This window comes from Micromonospora sp. NBRC 101691, from assembly GCF_030269285.1.
Taxonomy (GTDB): Bacteria; Actinomycetota; Actinomycetes; order Mycobacteriales; family Micromonosporaceae; genus Micromonospora; species Micromonospora echinospora.
Map to the genome: position 1 here is coordinate 112,146 of NZ_BSTB01000007.1, position 15,354 is coordinate 127,499.

The window sequence follows — 15,354 nt, forward strand, 5'->3', positions numbered from 1 at the left end:
ACCCCGAACCGGCGGCACCGGACCCGCACGCGGCAGGGGCGTTCCGCCGTCCACCGGCCGACGTCCGACGGGCACGGACGTGCCAGGATCAACGTCATGACTGACGGTCCGGTGGCGTTCGTGCTGGGTGGCGGGGGAGTGCTGGGCGCGGTCGAGGTGGGCATGCTGCGCGCTCTCTTCCGCGCCGGGATCCGCCCCGACCTGGTGCTCGGCACCTCGATCGGAGCGGTCAACGGGGCACTCGTCGCGGCCGACCCGACCGAGACGGTGACCGACCGGCTGGTCCGGCTCTGGGCCTCCCCCGAGGCGAGCGAGGTGTACGGCGACTCGGTGGCCCGGCAGTTGCGTCGGTTCGCCGCCCGTACCCACCTGCACTCGCCCCGTCCGCTGCGCCGGTTGCTGGAGGCGGAACTCGGCGCGGAAACCACCTTCGGCGAGCTGAAGGTCCCCTTCCGGTGCTGCGCGGCGAGCATCGAACGCGCCGCCGAGCACTGGTTCAGCACCGGCCCGGTGGTGCCCGCCGTGGTCGCCTCGGCCTCGGTGCCGGGGCTGCTCCCACCGGCCGAGATCAACGGGGAACACTTCGTGGACGGTGGCATCGTCAACTCGATCCCGGTCGGCGAGGCGGTCGCGCTCGGCGCGCGCCGGGTCTTCGTCCTCCAGGTGGGACGGATCGAACGGCCGCTGACCCCGCCCCGACGGCCGTGGGAGGTCGCCCAGGTCGCGTTCGAGATCGCCCGCCGGCACCGGTTCGCCCGGGAACTGGCGGCGCTGCCCGACGGGGTCGAGGTGCACGTCCTGCCCACCGGGGGCCTGGAGCCCCGGGACGACTCGCCGTGGGCGTACCGGGACATGGCGGCGGTGGGCCGGCGGATCAGCCGCGCCTACATCGCCTCCCGCGACTACCTCGCCGCGCTGGACCGCTGATGCCGCTGCCGCCGAGGTGGATCCGCCGGGTGCTGCTCGCCCCGGCCGTGGTGTTCCTCGCCTTCACGGTGGTCACCACGCTGCCGGTCTGGCTGCTGGTCGCGGCGGCGCTGTCGCCGTTCGTCCCCGGCCGGCTGCGTCCGCTGCGCCTGGTCTGGATCGGCGTCGTCTACCTGGTCTGGGACGCCGCCGCGCTGCTGGCCCTGTTCGGCCTCTGGATCGCCTCCGGCTTCGGCTGGCGACTTCGCGCCCCCGCCTTCCAACGGGTGCACTACCTGCTTGCCGGCTGGTTCCTGCGGGTCCTCTTCTGGCAGGCCCGCTGGACGCTGCGGCTGAGCATCGACGTGGCCGGCACCGACCCGGACACCGCCCTGCCCGGCCGGCCGGAACTGGTGCTCTGCCGGCACGCCGGGCCGGGTGACTCGTTCATCCTGATCCACGCGCTGGTCAACTGGTTCTACCGGGAACCGCGGATCGTGCTGAAGGACGCCCTCCAGTGGGACCCGGCGATCGACGTCCTGCTCAACCGGCTGCCGACCCGGTTCCTCGCGCCCGGGGCCCGCCGCGACGGGACGGTGCTCGACCAGATCGCACACCTCGCCACCGGGCTGGACGACAACGACGCGTTCGTCATCTTCCCGGAGGGCGGCAACTTCACCCCCCGGCGGCGGCTGCGGGCCATCGACCGGCTCCGCTCCCGGGGCCTGGAGGGGATGGCGCTGCGCGCCGAGCGGATGCGGCACGTGCTCGCGCCCCAGCCGGGCGGGGTGCTCGCCGCCCTCGACGCCGCCCCCGAGGCCGGCGTCATCTTCGTGGCGCACACCGGGCTCGATAAGATGCTGACCGTGGCGGACGTCTGGCGGGAACTGCCGATGGACAAGCGGATCGTCATGCGGTTCTGGTCGGTCCCGCCGGAGGAGGTCCCGACCGGGCGGCAGGAGCGCATCGACTGGCTCTTCGACTGGTGGGCGCGGATCGACCAGTGGATCGAGGCCAACCGCGACGGTACGGCCGCGCTGAGCGGCGACGGGCCGCCTGACGCGTAGGGTGCGCTGCGTGGATCAGATCTGCGTGGTGACGACCGTGGTGGACGCGCGCTCGGTCGCGGACGTGCTGGCGGCCACCGCCGTGGCCGGACGGTTGGCGGCCTGTGCCCAGGTCGGCGGTCAGGTGGACAGCACCTACTGGTGGCGGTCCGCGATGGAGACCAGCGCCGAGTGGTCGGTGCAGTTCAAGACCGCCTCGGACCGGGTGGACGCCCTCGTCGACCAGATCCGGGCCAGCCACCCGTACGAGGTGCCGGAGATCCTGGTCACCCGGGTGGGGAGCGGCAACCCGGAGTACTCGGCCTGGGTGCACGAGCAGACCCGGCCCTGAGTACGGGCACTCTGGGCCGACGATGTCCGGCCAGGGCAGGATGACCGCGTGCAGACCAGCGGCTACCCCTGTCCCGCGTGCGCGGCACCGGCCGACCTGACCGTCGGTTGCCGGTCCTGCGGCCGGGGACCCGACCCGACCGCCGCCGAGGTGATCCGGCTCGACGCCGAGATCACCGTCCTCGCCGGGCGGGTGGAGCAGGCGCGACGGGCGTACCTGGACCTCGGCGCGGCCCTGGACACGGCCCAGCGGCACCGGGCCGACCTGGCGGCGCGGGTCCGGGCGACCCGGACGATGCCCGCGCAGGCCACGGCGGCCCCGACCGGTGCCACGGTGCGTCCGCCCCGGCCGGCGGTGGCCCCGACCCCGTCGGCGCCGGCCCTCACCGGTCCGGTCCCGTCCGGTCCGGTGTCCACGGGCCCGGTCCCGTCCGGTCCGGCTCCGGTCCGGCCGGCCGCCGCCGGTCCGGGTCTGGTCCGGCCGGTCGCCGTCGGCCCGGTTCCGGTCGGCCCGGCGGCGGTGGGGGGCACCGCCGCCGGGCAGCGGGAGACCTCCACCCGGACCGTGCAGGGGGTGCTCTTCGTCCTCGGTGGCCTGCTGCTCGGCACCGCGGCGATCGTCTTCACCGCGGTCGCCTGGGCGGCGGTGGGCGTGGTGGGCCGGGCGGCGATCCTGGCGGCGGTCACCGCGCTCGCGCTGGCCGTGCCGGCGGTCGTGGTACGGAGGGGACTGCGCGGCACCGCGGAGACCATCGCCGCCGTCGGGCTGCTGCTGGTGCTCCTCGACGGGTACGCCGCGTGGGCGGTCGACCTGGTCGGCGTCACCGGTTGGCCGGTGACCCGGTACGCCGCGCTGGTCGGGGGGGCCAGCGCGGCGATCGCCGCCGGTTATGCGCTGCTCACCCGGCTGGCGGTGCCCTGGTTCGGGGCGTTGCTCGTCGCACAGCCGGTGCTGCCGCTGCTCGCCGCCGAGACGCGACCGGGCGTCGCGGGATGGGCGCTGGTGTTCGCCGGGGTCGCCCTGGTCGACCTGGCCGTGGTGCGCGCGCTGTCGGGCCGGGCCGCGCTGCCTGCGTCGTCGGACCGGACCGGGGTGCCCGTGCCGTCGGACCGGACCGTGGTGCCCGTGCCGTCGGGCCGGGCCGGGGCGGGTGGGTCGTTGGTCGTCGCGGGCCGGGTCACCGCCTGGACCGGTCACGCCCTGGCACTGGTCCCGGCAGTGGTCTGCGCGGTGGCCGCCCTGCTGGCGGGGGAGGCCTTCGACACGCCGCTCGCGGCCGGTCTGCCGCTGCTGGTGGTGGCGGTGGTCCTGGCCGGGACCGCGCTGGTCGCCGCCGGCTCGGTCCTCCGGCCGGTCGCCGTCGCGCTGCTGGTGGTCGTCTCGGCTCCGGCGGTGCTCCGCCCGGTGGCCGAGCTGCGCCCCTCGGTGCTGCTCGTCACCTCGGCGGTGGTGGTGCTCGCGTTGGCCGCCGCCGTCCGGGCGATGCCCGCCGGGCTGCGCAGCGGCTCCCGGGCCGGTGCGCTCGTCGTGGCCGGGGTGATGGCCCACGTGGTCCTGGTGCCGACCGGTGGGCTGGCCGCCGCCGGGGTGCTCCGTTCCGTCCCGCCGTGGCAGGGCGCGACCGCCGGCCCGGACCTGCACTGGGGCTGGCAGCTTCCGGTCGCGGTGCTGCTGACCGTCGGGGCGGGTCTGCTCCTGCTGCCCCGGGCCGCCCGGTTCCCGGTCGCCCTCGGCGGCGGTGTGGTCGCGGTGCTCGCCGTGCCGGCCGTCCGGCCCACGCCCTGGCCGGTGGTGGTGGCGCTCGGGCTGGTCGTCGGGGCGGCCCTGCTGCTCGTGGCGGTGTTCCGGTCGGGCGGCCGGGCGTACCAGCCGGTGCTCACCGCCGTCGCCGGCGTGGTCCTGACCGGGCACGCGCTGCTCGTCGGCCTCGCCGCGCCGGTGGGAGCCGGCGCGGTCCTGGCCGGGATGCTGGCCGTCGGTCTGGTGGTGGCCGGCCGGGCCCGACGGCTCGGTGGACCGGTCCGGTGGCTGGCCGGCCCGGCGCTGACCGTGGCGCTGCTCGCCGTACCGGCCCTGGTGGTGGTGACGCAGGTCGAGCTGGCGTCGTCGCTGCCGTGGCGGCTGCGCGGGCCGGCCATCGCCGTCGGGCTGCTGCCCGTCGCGCTGGTCGCGGTCCGTCGGCACTGGCCCGACCTCCAGCGGTACGCCGGCACCGCGCTGGCCGGGGCGCTCCCGCTGGCCGGCCTCGCGCCGGTGGTCGTGCCGGCCGGGGAGTCGGTGCCGGTCTACCTGGCGGTGGCGGTGCTGGTGACGGTGGTGGGGGCCGCCGTGCTCCGCCCGGACGGTGGCCTGCGGGTGGTCGGCGTCGTGCTGGCGGTGGCGGCCGGCGCGGTGCTCGTCCCCGCCGTGTTCCGGGTGCTGGTCGCCCCGTACGGCTGGCTCGGGTCGGTCTGGTCCGGTGCGCCGGACGGGGTCGGGCTGGCACCCGGGGTGGCCCCTTCGCGGCTCTCCGCCGGGGTGGCGTTCCTCGTGCTGCTCCTGGCCCTGGCGGTGGCCGCCCGGTCCACCCCGCTCGGCCGGGGCCGGGCGGTGCCGATCGCCGTACCGGTCGGCGCGGTGGCCGTGCCGGTGCTCCTCGGCGGGGTCGGTGCACCCTGGCCGGTGCTGCCGGCGGCGTCCCTGCTGCTCGGCGCGGCGGGCCTGCTGTCCGCCACGCTCGCCAGCACGTCGACCCCGCGTCGGGCCGTGCTGCCGGTGCTGGCGGGCACCGGGCTGACCCTGGCCGGCGCCGGGTTGGCCGGCCTGCTGCCGACCCGTGCCGGCACCCTCGCCGGGTTGGGCCTGGCGCTGGTGGTCGCGGTCGTGGTCGGGGTCGCCGGTCGGGTCGACGCGGTCCGGCCGGTCGGCTGGGCGGGCGCGGCCCTCACCGCCACCGCCTTCGCGGTCACCGCCACGGTCGCCGCCGACCTGCCGCTGCGTACCGCCGGGTCGGCCGTGCTCGCGGTGGCCGTGCTCGTGCTGGGCACCGCCGCCCTGCTGGCCCGTCGGCGTCCGGGGGAGGGACTGGTGCTGGACGCCGCCGCCCAGGGAGTCGCCCTGACGGCGCTCCTGCTCACCGTCGGGTCACGCCGGCAGGCCGCCCTGGTCTGTGTGCTCTGGGGCACGGCTGTCGCGCTGCGGGCGCTGCGACCGGGGGAGCCGGTCGGTCGGCGGTGGACCTTCGCGGCCGTCGCCGGGGGCAGCGAACTGCTCGGGGCGTGGCTGCTGCTCACCGTCGCCGAGGTCACGCTGCTGGAGGCGTACACCCTGCCGGCGGCCGGGCTGGCGCTGCTCGCCGGGCTGGTCGCGCTGCGTACCCGACCGGGGTTGACGAGCTGGACCGCCCTCGGCCCCGGGCTCGCCGCGGCGCTGCTGCCGAGCCTGGCGTCGGTCCTGGTGGGCGCGGACCCGCAACCGTGGCGGCGGCTGCTGCTCGGAGCCGGTGCGCTCGGCGTGGTGTTGTTCGGCGCGGTCCGGCGGTGGCAGGCCCCGGTCGTGCTCGGCGGGGCCTGCCTCGTCCCGCTCGCCCTGCACGAGGTCGTCCGCAGCTGGGACCTGGTGCCCCGGTGGATCTTCCTCGCCGTCGGCGGTCTCGCGCTGATCGGACTCGCGACCACCTACGAGCGTCGTCGGCGGGATCTGGCCCGGCTGCGTTCCGTGGTGGGCAGGATGGGGTAGGGCCTGCCCTACCGGCTGTTCGGGGGGTCGCAGGATTACCCAGCGCAACCGTCGTTCGGAGACTGGAGTCGGGCCGCCGGCCGGCGGCCCGACCACCCGAGGAGACGGGGGCACAGATGACGCTCGGTTCGGTGGCCGACCCGCCGCTGCGGCGGGGCAGTGACTACGCGCGGTTGTCCCGGCGGATCAGCGAGGCCGGTCTGCTAAGGCGGCGACCCGGCTGGTACGTGGCGAGCGGAGCGCTGACGGTGGCCCTCTTCGTCGGCGGCTGGGCGTTGTTCGTCGCGGTCGGTGACAGTTGGGCCCAACTCGGCGTCGCCGTGCTGCTCGCCGTCGCCACCACCCAGGTCGCCTTCCTCGGACACGACGCGGGACACCGGCAGATGTTCCGTCGACGCGGTCCCAGCGAGGTGGTCGGGCTGCTCGCCGGCAACCTGGCGGTCGGGCTCAGCTACGGCTGGTGGGTGGACAAGCACAACCGGCACCACGCCAACCCCAACCACGAGGGGGAGGACCCCGACGTCGGCGCGGGAGCGCTGGTCTGGACCCACGAGCAGGCGGCGGCGACCCGGGGTTTCGGGCGGTGGCTGGCCCGGTGGCAGGCGTGGCTGTTCTTCCCGATGCTGCTGTTGGAGGGGCTCGCGTTGCACGTGTCCAGCGTGCGTGCCGTCGTCGGGCGGAACCCGGACGGCGGATTCCGGACGCCGATGCGGCACCGGACGGTGGAGGGGCTGCTCCTCGCCGCGCACCTCGTCGGCTACCTCGTGCTGGTGGGCGCCGTCCTGTCGCCGGGGCGGGCGGTGGCGTTCGTCGCCGTCCACCAGGGGCTCTGGGGGCTCTACATGGGCTGTTCGTTCGCCCCCAACCACAAGGGCATGGAGATGCCGACCGCCGAGGACGACCTCGACTTCCTGCGTAAGCAGGTGCTCACCTCACGCAACGTACGGGGCAACCGCCTGGTCGACGTCGCGCTGGGCGGCCTCAACTACCAGATCGAACACCACCTCTTCCCGAACATGCCCCGGGGCAACCTGCGCCGGGCCCGGCCGATCGTCCGCGCGTACTGCGCCGAACAGGGCATCCCGTACGCCGAGACCGGGCTGTTCGACTCGTACCGGCAGGCGCTGGCGCACCTGCACGAGGCTGGCCGCCCGGTACGGAGCTGACCGTCGCACCGGCACCGTCCCGCTGCTGCTGGTGCTGCTGGTGCTGCTGGTGCTGCTGTGTCGGCGGTGGCGGCGGCGGTGCTGCTGTGGTGGCGGTGGTAGCAGGGGACCCCTGCACGACAAAAACGAGTAACAGGGGTCCCCTGCTACCAACCACACCGGGGGCACCCGCCGTGACCGGCGGGAGCGGGGGAGTGACGGTTGCCGCTGGGTGACGTTCGGGTCCGGCGGTGGGCGGCACCGCCCCGGTAGGGTGCTGACCATGGCAGAGGTGCTCACCGCAGAGGCGGTACGCGACAGACTGGCCGCGTTGGCGGACTGGACGGGCGACCCTGCCGGCATCAGTCGCACCGTCCAGCTCGGCAGCTTCCCCGAGGCGATCGCGGTCGTCGGTCGGGTCGCCGAGGTGGCCGAGGAGCGGGACCATCACCCCGACATCGACATCCGGTGGCGGACGCTGACGTTCCGCTGCACCACCCACTCCGCCGGCGGTGTCACCGAACGTGACATCGATCTGGCCCGGCGGATCGACGAGATCGTCCGGAGCACGCGATGAGATTCGAGATCAGCAAGGTGCTGGACGCGATCGAGGGACGCGTCTGCACCGACCCCTCCCTGGCCCGCGCGGTCGTCGACCTGGCCGAGGTGATCCGCTACCAGGACCTGGACGCCGGCCGACCGGCGAGCATGCTGCGGCTCGGCATGGTGATCGACGCGCTGGCCCGGCAGCTGGAGGAGGACAGCGTCCCGGTCTACGCGGTCGTGCACCGGGCGCTGCTCTCCGACGCCGACCTGACCTCGAACGAGCGGATGGTGGTCCGCCGCTGGGCCGACGACGGCCTGGTCGAGGTGCTGGACCAGCCGGGTGACCGGATCCTGGAGGTGGCCGACCTGCTCGGCCTGCCGGTGCTCAGCCGGGCCCGCTTCGACGGGCTGCGCGGACGCTACCCGTGGGTGGTCGAGCAGCCGGGCCGGGTGGTCGCTCCGGTGCCGGGACAGGGCGGTCCGGCCTTCGTCGCGCACGTCGGCCCGGGTACGACCCCGGTCGCCGGGGAGCCGTCGCCGGTCGGGACGAAACTGCTCTCCCGCCTGTGGCGCTGCCCCGAACCGGGCTGCGCGCTCTTCGGTTCCGGGGGCGGCGGTGGTGCCTTCGCGGATCTGTCCCCCCGCTCGGAGCGGAGTCCGGCCGCCCAGCCGCCGCCGACGCTGCGGACCGGCGCGCCGACCTGTCCCCGGCACAACACCCGACTCGGTGACGGCGGGGCCCGGCCCCGGACCGAGGTCCTCGCGGTTCGGATCGGTGGTCTGGTCCGGCGTCGGTTCGTGCTCACGTCCGAGGAGCCGGTGCTGGTCGGCCGGGCACCGGACCAGTCCAGCGGGATCGTGCTCGGGCAGTGGCTCAACGACGAGGCCCGGCGCTGGATCAGCCGCAGTCACCTCAAGTTCGAGCTGCGGGCCGGCACGGTGGTGGTCACCGACGTGAGCACCAACGGCAGCGGGATCCGTCCCGGCGGCTCGATGGCCGAGGCCGAGCGGATCCCGCTGGCACCGCAGCAGTCCCGGGTGATGGACCCGGGGGACATGGTGGAGCTGTACCCGGGGGTGCAGATCGGTCGTCCGGGCGAGTTGCCCGCCGGTGCCCCCTACACCCCCACCTCGGTGATGGCCGAAGCCCCCACCATGGCGATGCGCCTGCCCCGCCCCTAGGCGGAGGCGGCGGGGTCGAGGACGGCGGCGAGCTGGGCCAGCGCGTGGTCGATCTCCTCGGCGGTGATGACCAGGGGCGGGGCCAGTCGGATCGTGGAGCCGTGGGTGTCCTTGGCGAGGACGCCCCGCTCCATCAGCCGCTCGCACGCCTGCCGGCCGGTCATCAGCGCCGGGTCGATGTCCAGGCCGGCCCAGAGACCCCGGCCCCGGACGGCGACCAGGCCCCGGCCGAGCAGCTCCCGCAGTCCGGCGTGCAGCCGCTCGCCCAGCTCGGCGGAGCGCCGCTGGAACTCGCCGGTGGCCAGCAGCCGGACCACCTCGGTGGCGACCGCGCAGGCCAGCGGGTTGCCGCCGAACGTGGAGCCGTGCTGGCCGGGCTTGAGCACGCCCAGCACGTCGGCGTTCGCGGCGACCGCCGAGACCGGCACGATGCCGCCGCCGAGCGCCTTGCCGAGCAGGTACATGTCCGGTACGACGCCCTCGTGGGCGCAGGCGAAGGTCTCCCCGGTGCGGCCCAGGCCGGACTGGATCTCGTCGGCGAGGAAGAGCACGTTGCGCTCGGTGCAGACCCGGCGTACGCCCGGCAGGTAGCCCTCCGGCGGGACGACCACGCCCTGCTCGCCCTGGATGGGCTCGATCAGCACCGCGACCGTGTGGTCGTCGATCGCGGCGGTCAGCGCGTCCAGGTCGCCGTACGGGACCACGGTGAACCCGGGGGTGTACGGACCGAAGTCGTCCCGGGCGTCCGCGTCGGTGGAGAAGCTGACGATGGTGGTCGTCCGGCCGTGGAAGTTGCCCTCGGCGACGACGATGTTCGCCTGCCCGGCCGGCACGCCCTTGACCTGGTAACCCCACTTGCGGGCGACCTTGATCGCGGTCTCCACCGCCTCCGCGCCGGTGTTCATCGGCAGCACCAGCTCCTTGTCGCAGAGCTGGGCCAGCTCGCGGCAGAAGACGGCGAACTGGTCGTGGATGAACGCCCGGCTGGTCAGGGTCAGCCGGTCGAGCTGGTCGTGCGCGGCGGCGATCAGCTGCGGGTGCCGGTGGCCGAAGTTGAGCGCGGAGTAGCCGGCCAGGCAGTCGAGGTAGCGCCGCCCGTCCACGTCGGTGAGCCAGGCGCCCTCGGCGGACGAGATCACCACCGGTAGCGGGTGGTAGTTGTGCGCGGTCCACCGTTCGGCGTCCCGAACCGCGTCCGGCGTCCGCAGCATGTCGTCGACGATCACTTGCCTGCCTTTCCCTGACGGAGTCGCAACGTGCAGCACTTCGGGCCACCGCCGGCCTTGCGCAGCTCGGACAGGTCGACACCGATGGTCTCGTAGCCCCGGTCGCGCAGCTGCGCGGCGAGGGCGGTGGCCTGGGCGGGCAGCACCACGTGCCGGCCGTCGCTGACCGCGTTCAGCCCCAGCACCTCGGCGTCGGCCATGGTCGCGTGCACGGCGTCGGGGAAGAGTCGACGCAGCGCGGCGCGGCTGCCCGGCGAGAACGCCTCGGGAAGATACGCCACGGTCCGCTCGTCGAGCACGGTGAGCGCGGTGTCCAGGTGGTAGAAGCGGGGGTCGACCAGCTGGAGGGTGATCACCGGATAACCGAAGACCTCCTGCAACTGGGCGTGCGAGGCGTGCGCGGTGCGGAACCCGGTGCCGGCGAGCAGCAGGTCACCGGCGAGCAGGATGTCGCCCTCGCCCTCGTTGACGTGCTTCGGGTCGTGCATCTCGAAGCCGGCGGCCTCGAACCAGGCCCGGTAGGCGGGGGCCTCGTCGGCCCGCTGCGGGTCGCGGAACTGCACGGCCATCGCCCGGTCGTCGATCACGGTGCCGCCGTTGGCGGCGAAGACCATGTCGGGCAGACCGGGCACCGGGTTGATCTCCTCGACGGTGTGGCCGAGTTCGCGGTACGTCTGCCGCAGCTGCTCCCACTGCCGGATCGCCAGGTCGGCGTCGACCGGCGCGGTGGGGTCCATCCAGGGGTTGATCGCGTAGTCGACGGCGAAGTACGTCGGCCGGCACATGAGGAAGCGCTGGCTGGTGGCGTCCATCGTCATTGTCCTGCTCCCGAGGGTCGGGCGCGCCCGGCCACTCGCGGCCTGCGGGCTGGCGCCGTTACTCCAACGCTATGCGTCCGGCAGCGGCGGTAACCACCCGTGAGGATTGCGTGAAGCGCACGTTCATTGCGTCTGTATGGCATTGGGCGTGCGATTCGTTGCGCGCCGGAGCGGCGTCGGACGGCCGGTCAGGGCGCCGCCGTCCTCCCGGAGCAGGTCATCCGGGCCCACCGCCCGATGATGCGCGTCGGCAGGCTGCGGGACGTGGAGATTCAGCCGCGGGTGGCTACGCGGACCAGGCCGGCGAGTGCCCGGCGGCTCACCCGCCCGGCATCCGACCCCGGACATGCTTCAGGGGCGGCGAACCGCCGCCCCTGAAAGAGATGTCGCCCCCGCTGGTGAACCACCAGTTTGACCGGGCTCGACCGGTGCACCACCGGTGCCGCCAACAGTGCCCGTCAGAGCCGGTCGACAAACTGTGAGTCAAGCCACTCCCGGAAGCGATTGACAAGGTCGCCGTCAGTGGTCGGCCAGTCGAACTGGCCGGTCATCGCGAGCACGCCGAGCACCACGGCGGCGAGGCCGGCCAGGATGCCGAGCAGCGCGTCGGTCTTGCCGGCGACGTGCCGGCGACGGGTGGCGATCAGGCCGAGGACGGCGAGCACCGCGCCGACCGCGCCGATCGCGATGCCGTACCCGGCGAGGGTGCCGGTGAGCACGAACATCAGACCGGCCACGCCGACGACCAGACCCACGGTGGCGAGCAGGCTGGCCCGGGGCTTCTTCCCGGCCACCACCGCCGGCTCCGGGGCACGCCGGTCCGCGACGACGGGTTCGAGGTCCGGGTGGCGGTCGACCGTACGCTCCTGCGTCGCCCGGTCCAGGTCGATGGTCCGCTCCATGGTGCTGGTGGTCGCGGTGCCGGCGGTCGGCTCGGGGCCAGACCGGACGTGGTCCCGGTCCGGGTCCGCCTCCGCCGGTCGGGTGGCGGCCCGCGCGGTCGCCGCCCGGGCCGCAGCCCGTCGCTCCGCGTCGGCGTCCCGGGGGTCCCGGACCCGGCCGTCCGCCGGCGGTAGGTCCGTCCGCTGGTCACGGCCGTCGACGGTTGCGGCGGCGCTGCGGTACGTCGTCCGGTCGCCGCCCCGGTCGGTGCCCATCGGCTCGGCGACCCGACCGGTGGACGACACGGTCGACGCGTCCCGGTCGGTGGCGTGGACGGTCTCCGGGGCGGCTTCGTTCCCGTCCCGGGTGGCCGGTTCGTTCCGGCTCGACAGCAGGGGAATCCTCACGACGTACACCTCCTGGTCGGTGCGTGGAGACCTCGGACGCGCCGCCGGCTGCCACGCGGTGGTACCCCTGACGTACCCCCGGCCCTCTTCCGGCACACCTGTCCCCTCCGGGGCCCCAACCGGAATTGCAGGTGAACGAGGGGTGGACCGGTTCGTTTCGTGCCGTGGCGGAGGCCGGAGCGGCCGTAGGATCCCGAGCCGTGACCGGTGCGGGCAGAGACGACGAGCGTGTTCCAGGTGCCCGGGGCCGGGTGGTGATGCTGGTCGACAACGCGGTGCACGGCGACTCACGGGTGCAGAAGGCGGCCCGCTCGGCTGCCGCCGCCGGCTGGGACGTGACGCTGCTCGGGCGCTCGCCGGACGGCGCGCCGCACCGGTGGCTGCTCGGCCGCGCCGAGGTCCGGCTGCTGCCGATGGGCGGCCCGACCACCGGAGCGCAGGCGCGCCGGCGGCGGGCGGTGGCGGCGCTCGGCGGTCTGCGCAGGCCGGTGGAACGGGCTTACACCCGGTTCTGGTCGGTGGCCATGCGGGAGCGCGCCTGGCGGCGGCTCGAACCGTCCCTGTGGCAGTACGAGCGGGCGTACGGGCCGGTGGTGGACGCCCTCGACCCGGACCTGATCCACGCCCACGACTTCCGGATGCTCGGAGTGGGCGCGCGGGCCAAACTGCGGGCCTCGGAACGGGGCCGGAACGTCCGGCTGCTCTGGGACGCGCACGAGTTCCTGCCCGGCATCAAGCCGTGGCGGGACAACGTCCGCTGGCTGCCCGCCCACCGGGCGCACGAACGGGAGTACGCCCCGTACGCCGACGCGGTGGTCACCGTCTCCGACGAACTGGCCCGGCTGTTGCAGGCCGAACACGGCCTCGCCGAGCGGCCGGCGGTGGTGCTCAACGCCCCCGACCTGCCCGACGGGGTGACCCCGACGGAGTCCCTGCGCCAGCGGTGCGGGATCGGACCGGAGGTGCCGCTGCTGGTCTACAGCGGGGCGGCGGCCCCGCAACGCGGGCTGGGCGTGCTGGTGGAGGCGCTGCCCCGGCTGCCCGGTACGCACCTCGCGTTCGTGGTGAACCGGCCGGACGGCGACTACGTCCAGGGTCTGGTCGCGCGGGCGACGGAACTCGGCGTGGCCGACCGGCTGCACGTCGGTGGGTACGTCGCCGCCGACGAGGTGGTGTCGCTGCTCGCCGGGGCGGACGTCGGGGTGATCCCGATCGAGCACTGGCCGAACCACGAGATCGCCCTGATCACGAAGTTCTTCGAGTACTCGCACGCCCGGCTGCCGATCGTGGTCAGCGACGTACGGACCATGGCGGAGACGGTCCGGCGTACCGGCCAGGGTGAGGTGTTCCGCGCCGGGGACGTCGCCGACCTGGTCCGCGCGGTGCAGACGGTGCTCACCGATCCGACCCGCCACCGGGCCGCCTACGACGCGCCGGGGCTGCTGGAGTCGTGGTCCTGGCCGGCCCAGGCCGAGGTGCTCGACCGGGTTTATACGTTTCTGCTTCCGCACGGGGATGGCACGATCACGCCATGACCGTGTTCCTGTCCCCGGAACAGATCGCTGACCGGACCGCACGTGCCGTCGACGCGGCTGTCCACGCCGGACGCGGTCTCGGGCTCACCGTGACCGACCCGAAGGTGCTGTACGAGGTGTTCTCGGTGGTCGTCCACCTCGCGCCGTCGCCGGTGGTGGCCCGGGTGCTCACGGTGCTGCCGCACTACGCCGACCTCGACAGCCAGGCGGGCCGGCAGCGGGCGGAACTGGACGTGACCCGGTGGCTCGCCGACCGGGGCGTCCCGGTCATCCCGCCCAGCCCGCTCGTGCCCCCGGAGCCGGTGCAACGCGACGGGTTCTCGATGACGTTCTGGCAGCTCGTCGACGTGGATCCGGACGCCGAGCCCGACTACGTGGCGAATGCCGGCCTCGTCGCCGACCTGCACGTCGCGATGCGCGACTACCCGGGTGACCTGTCGTTCCTGTCGAATGCGGAACCTCGGTTCATCGAGGACAGCCTCGCGCTCCTTGCGGACCACCCCGACCTGCTCGACCCGGCCGACCTGGACCGGGCCCGCCGCGAGTGGCAGATCCTGGAACCCCTCGTGCGGTCCCGCGAGGCGTTCGAGCGCAGGTTTCCCGGCGTCGACCTCCAGCCCATCCACGGCGACTGTCCGGCGGTGAACATCGTCCCCGAGGTGCGCGGGCACCTGTACGCCGACTTCGAGATGGTCATGTCCGGGCCGGTGGAGTGGGACCTCGCCGGCCTCGGCCCCGACTGCGAGGCCGCGTACGACCGCGAAGCGCGGCGCAGGGGCCTGCGGGAGTTGAACAAGGACGTGCTGGGCTTCGTCAACGCGGTGGGAATGCTGCGGGGTGTCGCCTGCCTCGCGCTCGCCCCGCAACTGCCCATGCTGGCCGACGCCACCCGGCCGCTCGTCGAGCAGTGGCGGTCCATGCCGTTCGCGGGTGGGTTGGCTGACTGAGGACCCGGTGGGATGGGTGGAGCGCCAGCCCTGCCTTCCTGCGTTACCTCCTGACGGTTGGTCGCCGTGTCTCGGGACTGGGCGACGTCGACCATGACGGTCGGCGAATATCCTTTGAGCCCGCTCGGGATCCGGCAGTAGCGTCGCCGCAGTGACCTCACCGAACCGACTGATTCGCGTGCCCGCCCTGTCCGACGTGGCCGAGTACGCGTACGCGGCCACGGTCGAGCCGCCGGCCCGGCTCGTCTTCACCGCCGGCTCCTGCCCGCTCGACGCGGAGGGGCGGACCGTCGCGCCGGGTGACCCGGTCGGCCAGGCCCGACAGGTGATGGCCAACCTGGAGACCGCCCTCGCGGCGGCGGGTGCCCGGCTCACCGACGTCGTCAAGACCACCGTCTACGTGGCGTCGTCCCGCCGGGCCGACCTGGTGGCCGTTTGGAGGGTCGTCCGGGACGCGTTCGGAGACCACGACCCGCCGAGCACGCTGCTCGGGGTCGCCGTGCTCGGGTACGACGACCAGCTTGTCGAGGTCGAGGCCGTCGCCGCCGTCCGCGACGGGCGCTGACCTTCGTCGGCCACACCCGTGACCCGGCGCGAACAGGAGACCCGGACCCCGGTTGGCTGGTGGGCGCTTTGGGGGGACGT

General features: G+C 74.4%; 13 protein-coding genes. 10 read left to right on the plus strand and 3 right to left on the minus strand.

Going from position 1 to position 15,354, the window contains the following annotated elements:
• Positions 1 to 96 precede the first annotated feature (96 nt).
• The 7 genes from QSK20_RS13755 (at position 97) to QSK20_RS13785 (ending at position 8,894) form a co-directional block, all read left to right on the plus strand.
• Positions 97 to 927: a patatin-like phospholipase family protein gene (locus tag QSK20_RS13755; RefSeq protein WP_285789000.1), complete on the plus strand. Its 831-nt coding sequence runs from the start codon at positions 97 to 99 to the stop codon at positions 925 to 927.
• On the plus strand, positions 927 to 1,973 hold the full coding sequence (locus tag QSK20_RS13760; protein WP_285789001.1) for a 1-acyl-sn-glycerol-3-phosphate acyltransferase: 1,047 nt from the start codon (positions 927 to 929) through the stop codon (positions 1,971 to 1,973). The genes QSK20_RS13755 and QSK20_RS13760 overlap by 1 nt, the downstream gene beginning before the upstream one ends.
• A 10-nt stretch (positions 1,974 to 1,983) precedes the next feature.
• A complete protein-coding gene (gene cutA / locus QSK20_RS13765; RefSeq protein WP_285789002.1) occupies positions 1,984 to 2,304 on the plus strand; it encodes a divalent-cation tolerance protein CutA in 321 nt (106 codons plus the stop codon).
• Between the two features lie 48 nt (positions 2,305 to 2,352).
• Positions 2,353 to 6,021: an SCO7613 C-terminal domain-containing membrane protein gene (locus QSK20_RS13770; RefSeq protein WP_285789003.1), complete on the plus strand. Its 3,669-nt coding sequence runs from the start codon at positions 2,353 to 2,355 to the stop codon at positions 6,019 to 6,021.
• A gap of 116 nt (positions 6,022 to 6,137) precedes the next feature.
• Complete coding sequence (locus tag QSK20_RS13775; protein WP_285789004.1) at positions 6,138 to 7,187, plus strand: fatty acid desaturase family protein; 1,050 nt, start codon at positions 6,138 to 6,140, stop codon at positions 7,185 to 7,187.
• A gap of 262 nt (positions 7,188 to 7,449) precedes the next feature.
• Positions 7,450 to 7,743 (plus strand): 4a-hydroxytetrahydrobiopterin dehydratase, encoded by a 294-nt coding sequence (locus QSK20_RS13780; protein ID WP_285789005.1) that lies wholly within the window; start codon positions 7,450 to 7,452, stop codon positions 7,741 to 7,743.
• Entirely contained in the window at positions 7,740 to 8,894 is a 1,155-nt protein-coding gene (locus tag QSK20_RS13785) for an FHA domain-containing protein (protein WP_285789006.1), read from the plus strand. Before QSK20_RS13780 ends, QSK20_RS13785 begins: the two co-directional genes overlap by 4 nt.
• On the opposite strand, the gene rocD is transcribed toward QSK20_RS13785, so the two are convergent.
• From rocD to QSK20_RS13800, 3 genes are all read right to left on the minus strand, one after another.
• Positions 8,891 to 10,117, minus strand: a complete 1,227-nt coding sequence (rocD, locus tag QSK20_RS13790; RefSeq protein ID WP_285789106.1) for an ornithine--oxo-acid transaminase — start codon at positions 10,115 to 10,117, stop codon at positions 8,891 to 8,893. The two genes, QSK20_RS13785 and rocD, sit on opposite strands and share 4 nt — an antisense overlap.
• A complete protein-coding gene (ddaH, locus tag QSK20_RS13795; protein WP_285789107.1) occupies positions 10,117 to 10,932 on the minus strand; it encodes a dimethylargininase in 816 nt (271 codons plus the stop codon). The genes rocD and ddaH overlap by 1 nt, the downstream gene beginning before the upstream one ends.
• Positions 10,933 to 11,396: 464 nt before the next feature.
• Positions 11,397 to 12,227, minus strand: a complete 831-nt coding sequence (locus tag QSK20_RS13800) for a DUF308 domain-containing protein (protein ID WP_285789007.1) — start codon at positions 12,225 to 12,227, stop codon at positions 11,397 to 11,399.
• A gap of 257 nt (positions 12,228 to 12,484) precedes the next feature.
• Between QSK20_RS13800 and QSK20_RS13805 the strand changes: the two genes are divergently transcribed.
• From QSK20_RS13805 to QSK20_RS13815, 3 genes are all read left to right on the plus strand, one after another.
• A complete protein-coding gene (locus QSK20_RS13805) occupies positions 12,485 to 13,762 on the plus strand; it encodes a glycosyltransferase family 4 protein (protein ID WP_285789108.1) in 1,278 nt (425 codons plus the stop codon).
• Positions 13,759 to 14,709 carry a phosphotransferase gene (locus tag QSK20_RS13810; protein ID WP_285789008.1) on the plus strand — a complete coding sequence of 317 codons (951 nt, stop codon included), beginning with the start codon at positions 13,759 to 13,761 and terminating at the stop codon, positions 14,707 to 14,709. The genes QSK20_RS13805 and QSK20_RS13810 overlap by 4 nt, the downstream gene beginning before the upstream one ends.
• Before the next feature lie 151 nt (positions 14,710 to 14,860).
• Positions 14,861 to 15,274, plus strand: a complete 414-nt coding sequence (locus QSK20_RS13815) for a RidA family protein (RefSeq protein WP_285789009.1) — start codon at positions 14,861 to 14,863, stop codon at positions 15,272 to 15,274.
• Positions 15,275 to 15,354: the final 80 nt, after the last annotated feature.

Coding starts and splice junctions, on each gene's coding strand:
- QSK20_RS13760 (WP_285789001.1), top strand. CDS start 927: ATGCCGCTGCCGCCGAGGTGGATCCGCCGGGTGCTGCTCGCCCCGGCC.
- QSK20_RS13755 (WP_285789000.1), top strand. CDS start 97: ATGACTGACGGTCCGGTGGCGTTCGTGCTGGGTGGCGGGGGAGTGCTG.
- QSK20_RS13805 (WP_285789108.1), top strand. CDS start 12,485: ATGCTGGTCGACAACGCGGTGCACGGCGACTCACGGGTGCAGAAGGCG.
- QSK20_RS13810 (WP_285789008.1), top strand. CDS start 13,759: ATGACCGTGTTCCTGTCCCCGGAACAGATCGCTGACCGGACCGCACGT.
- ddaH (WP_285789107.1), bottom strand. CDS start 10,932: ATGGACGCCACCAGCCAGCGCTTCCTCATGTGCCGGCCGACGTACTTC.
- QSK20_RS13785 (WP_285789006.1), top strand. CDS start 7,740: ATGAGATTCGAGATCAGCAAGGTGCTGGACGCGATCGAGGGACGCGTC.
- QSK20_RS13775 (WP_285789004.1), top strand. CDS start 6,138: ATGACGCTCGGTTCGGTGGCCGACCCGCCGCTGCGGCGGGGCAGTGAC.
- QSK20_RS13780 (WP_285789005.1), top strand. CDS start 7,450: ATGGCAGAGGTGCTCACCGCAGAGGCGGTACGCGACAGACTGGCCGCG.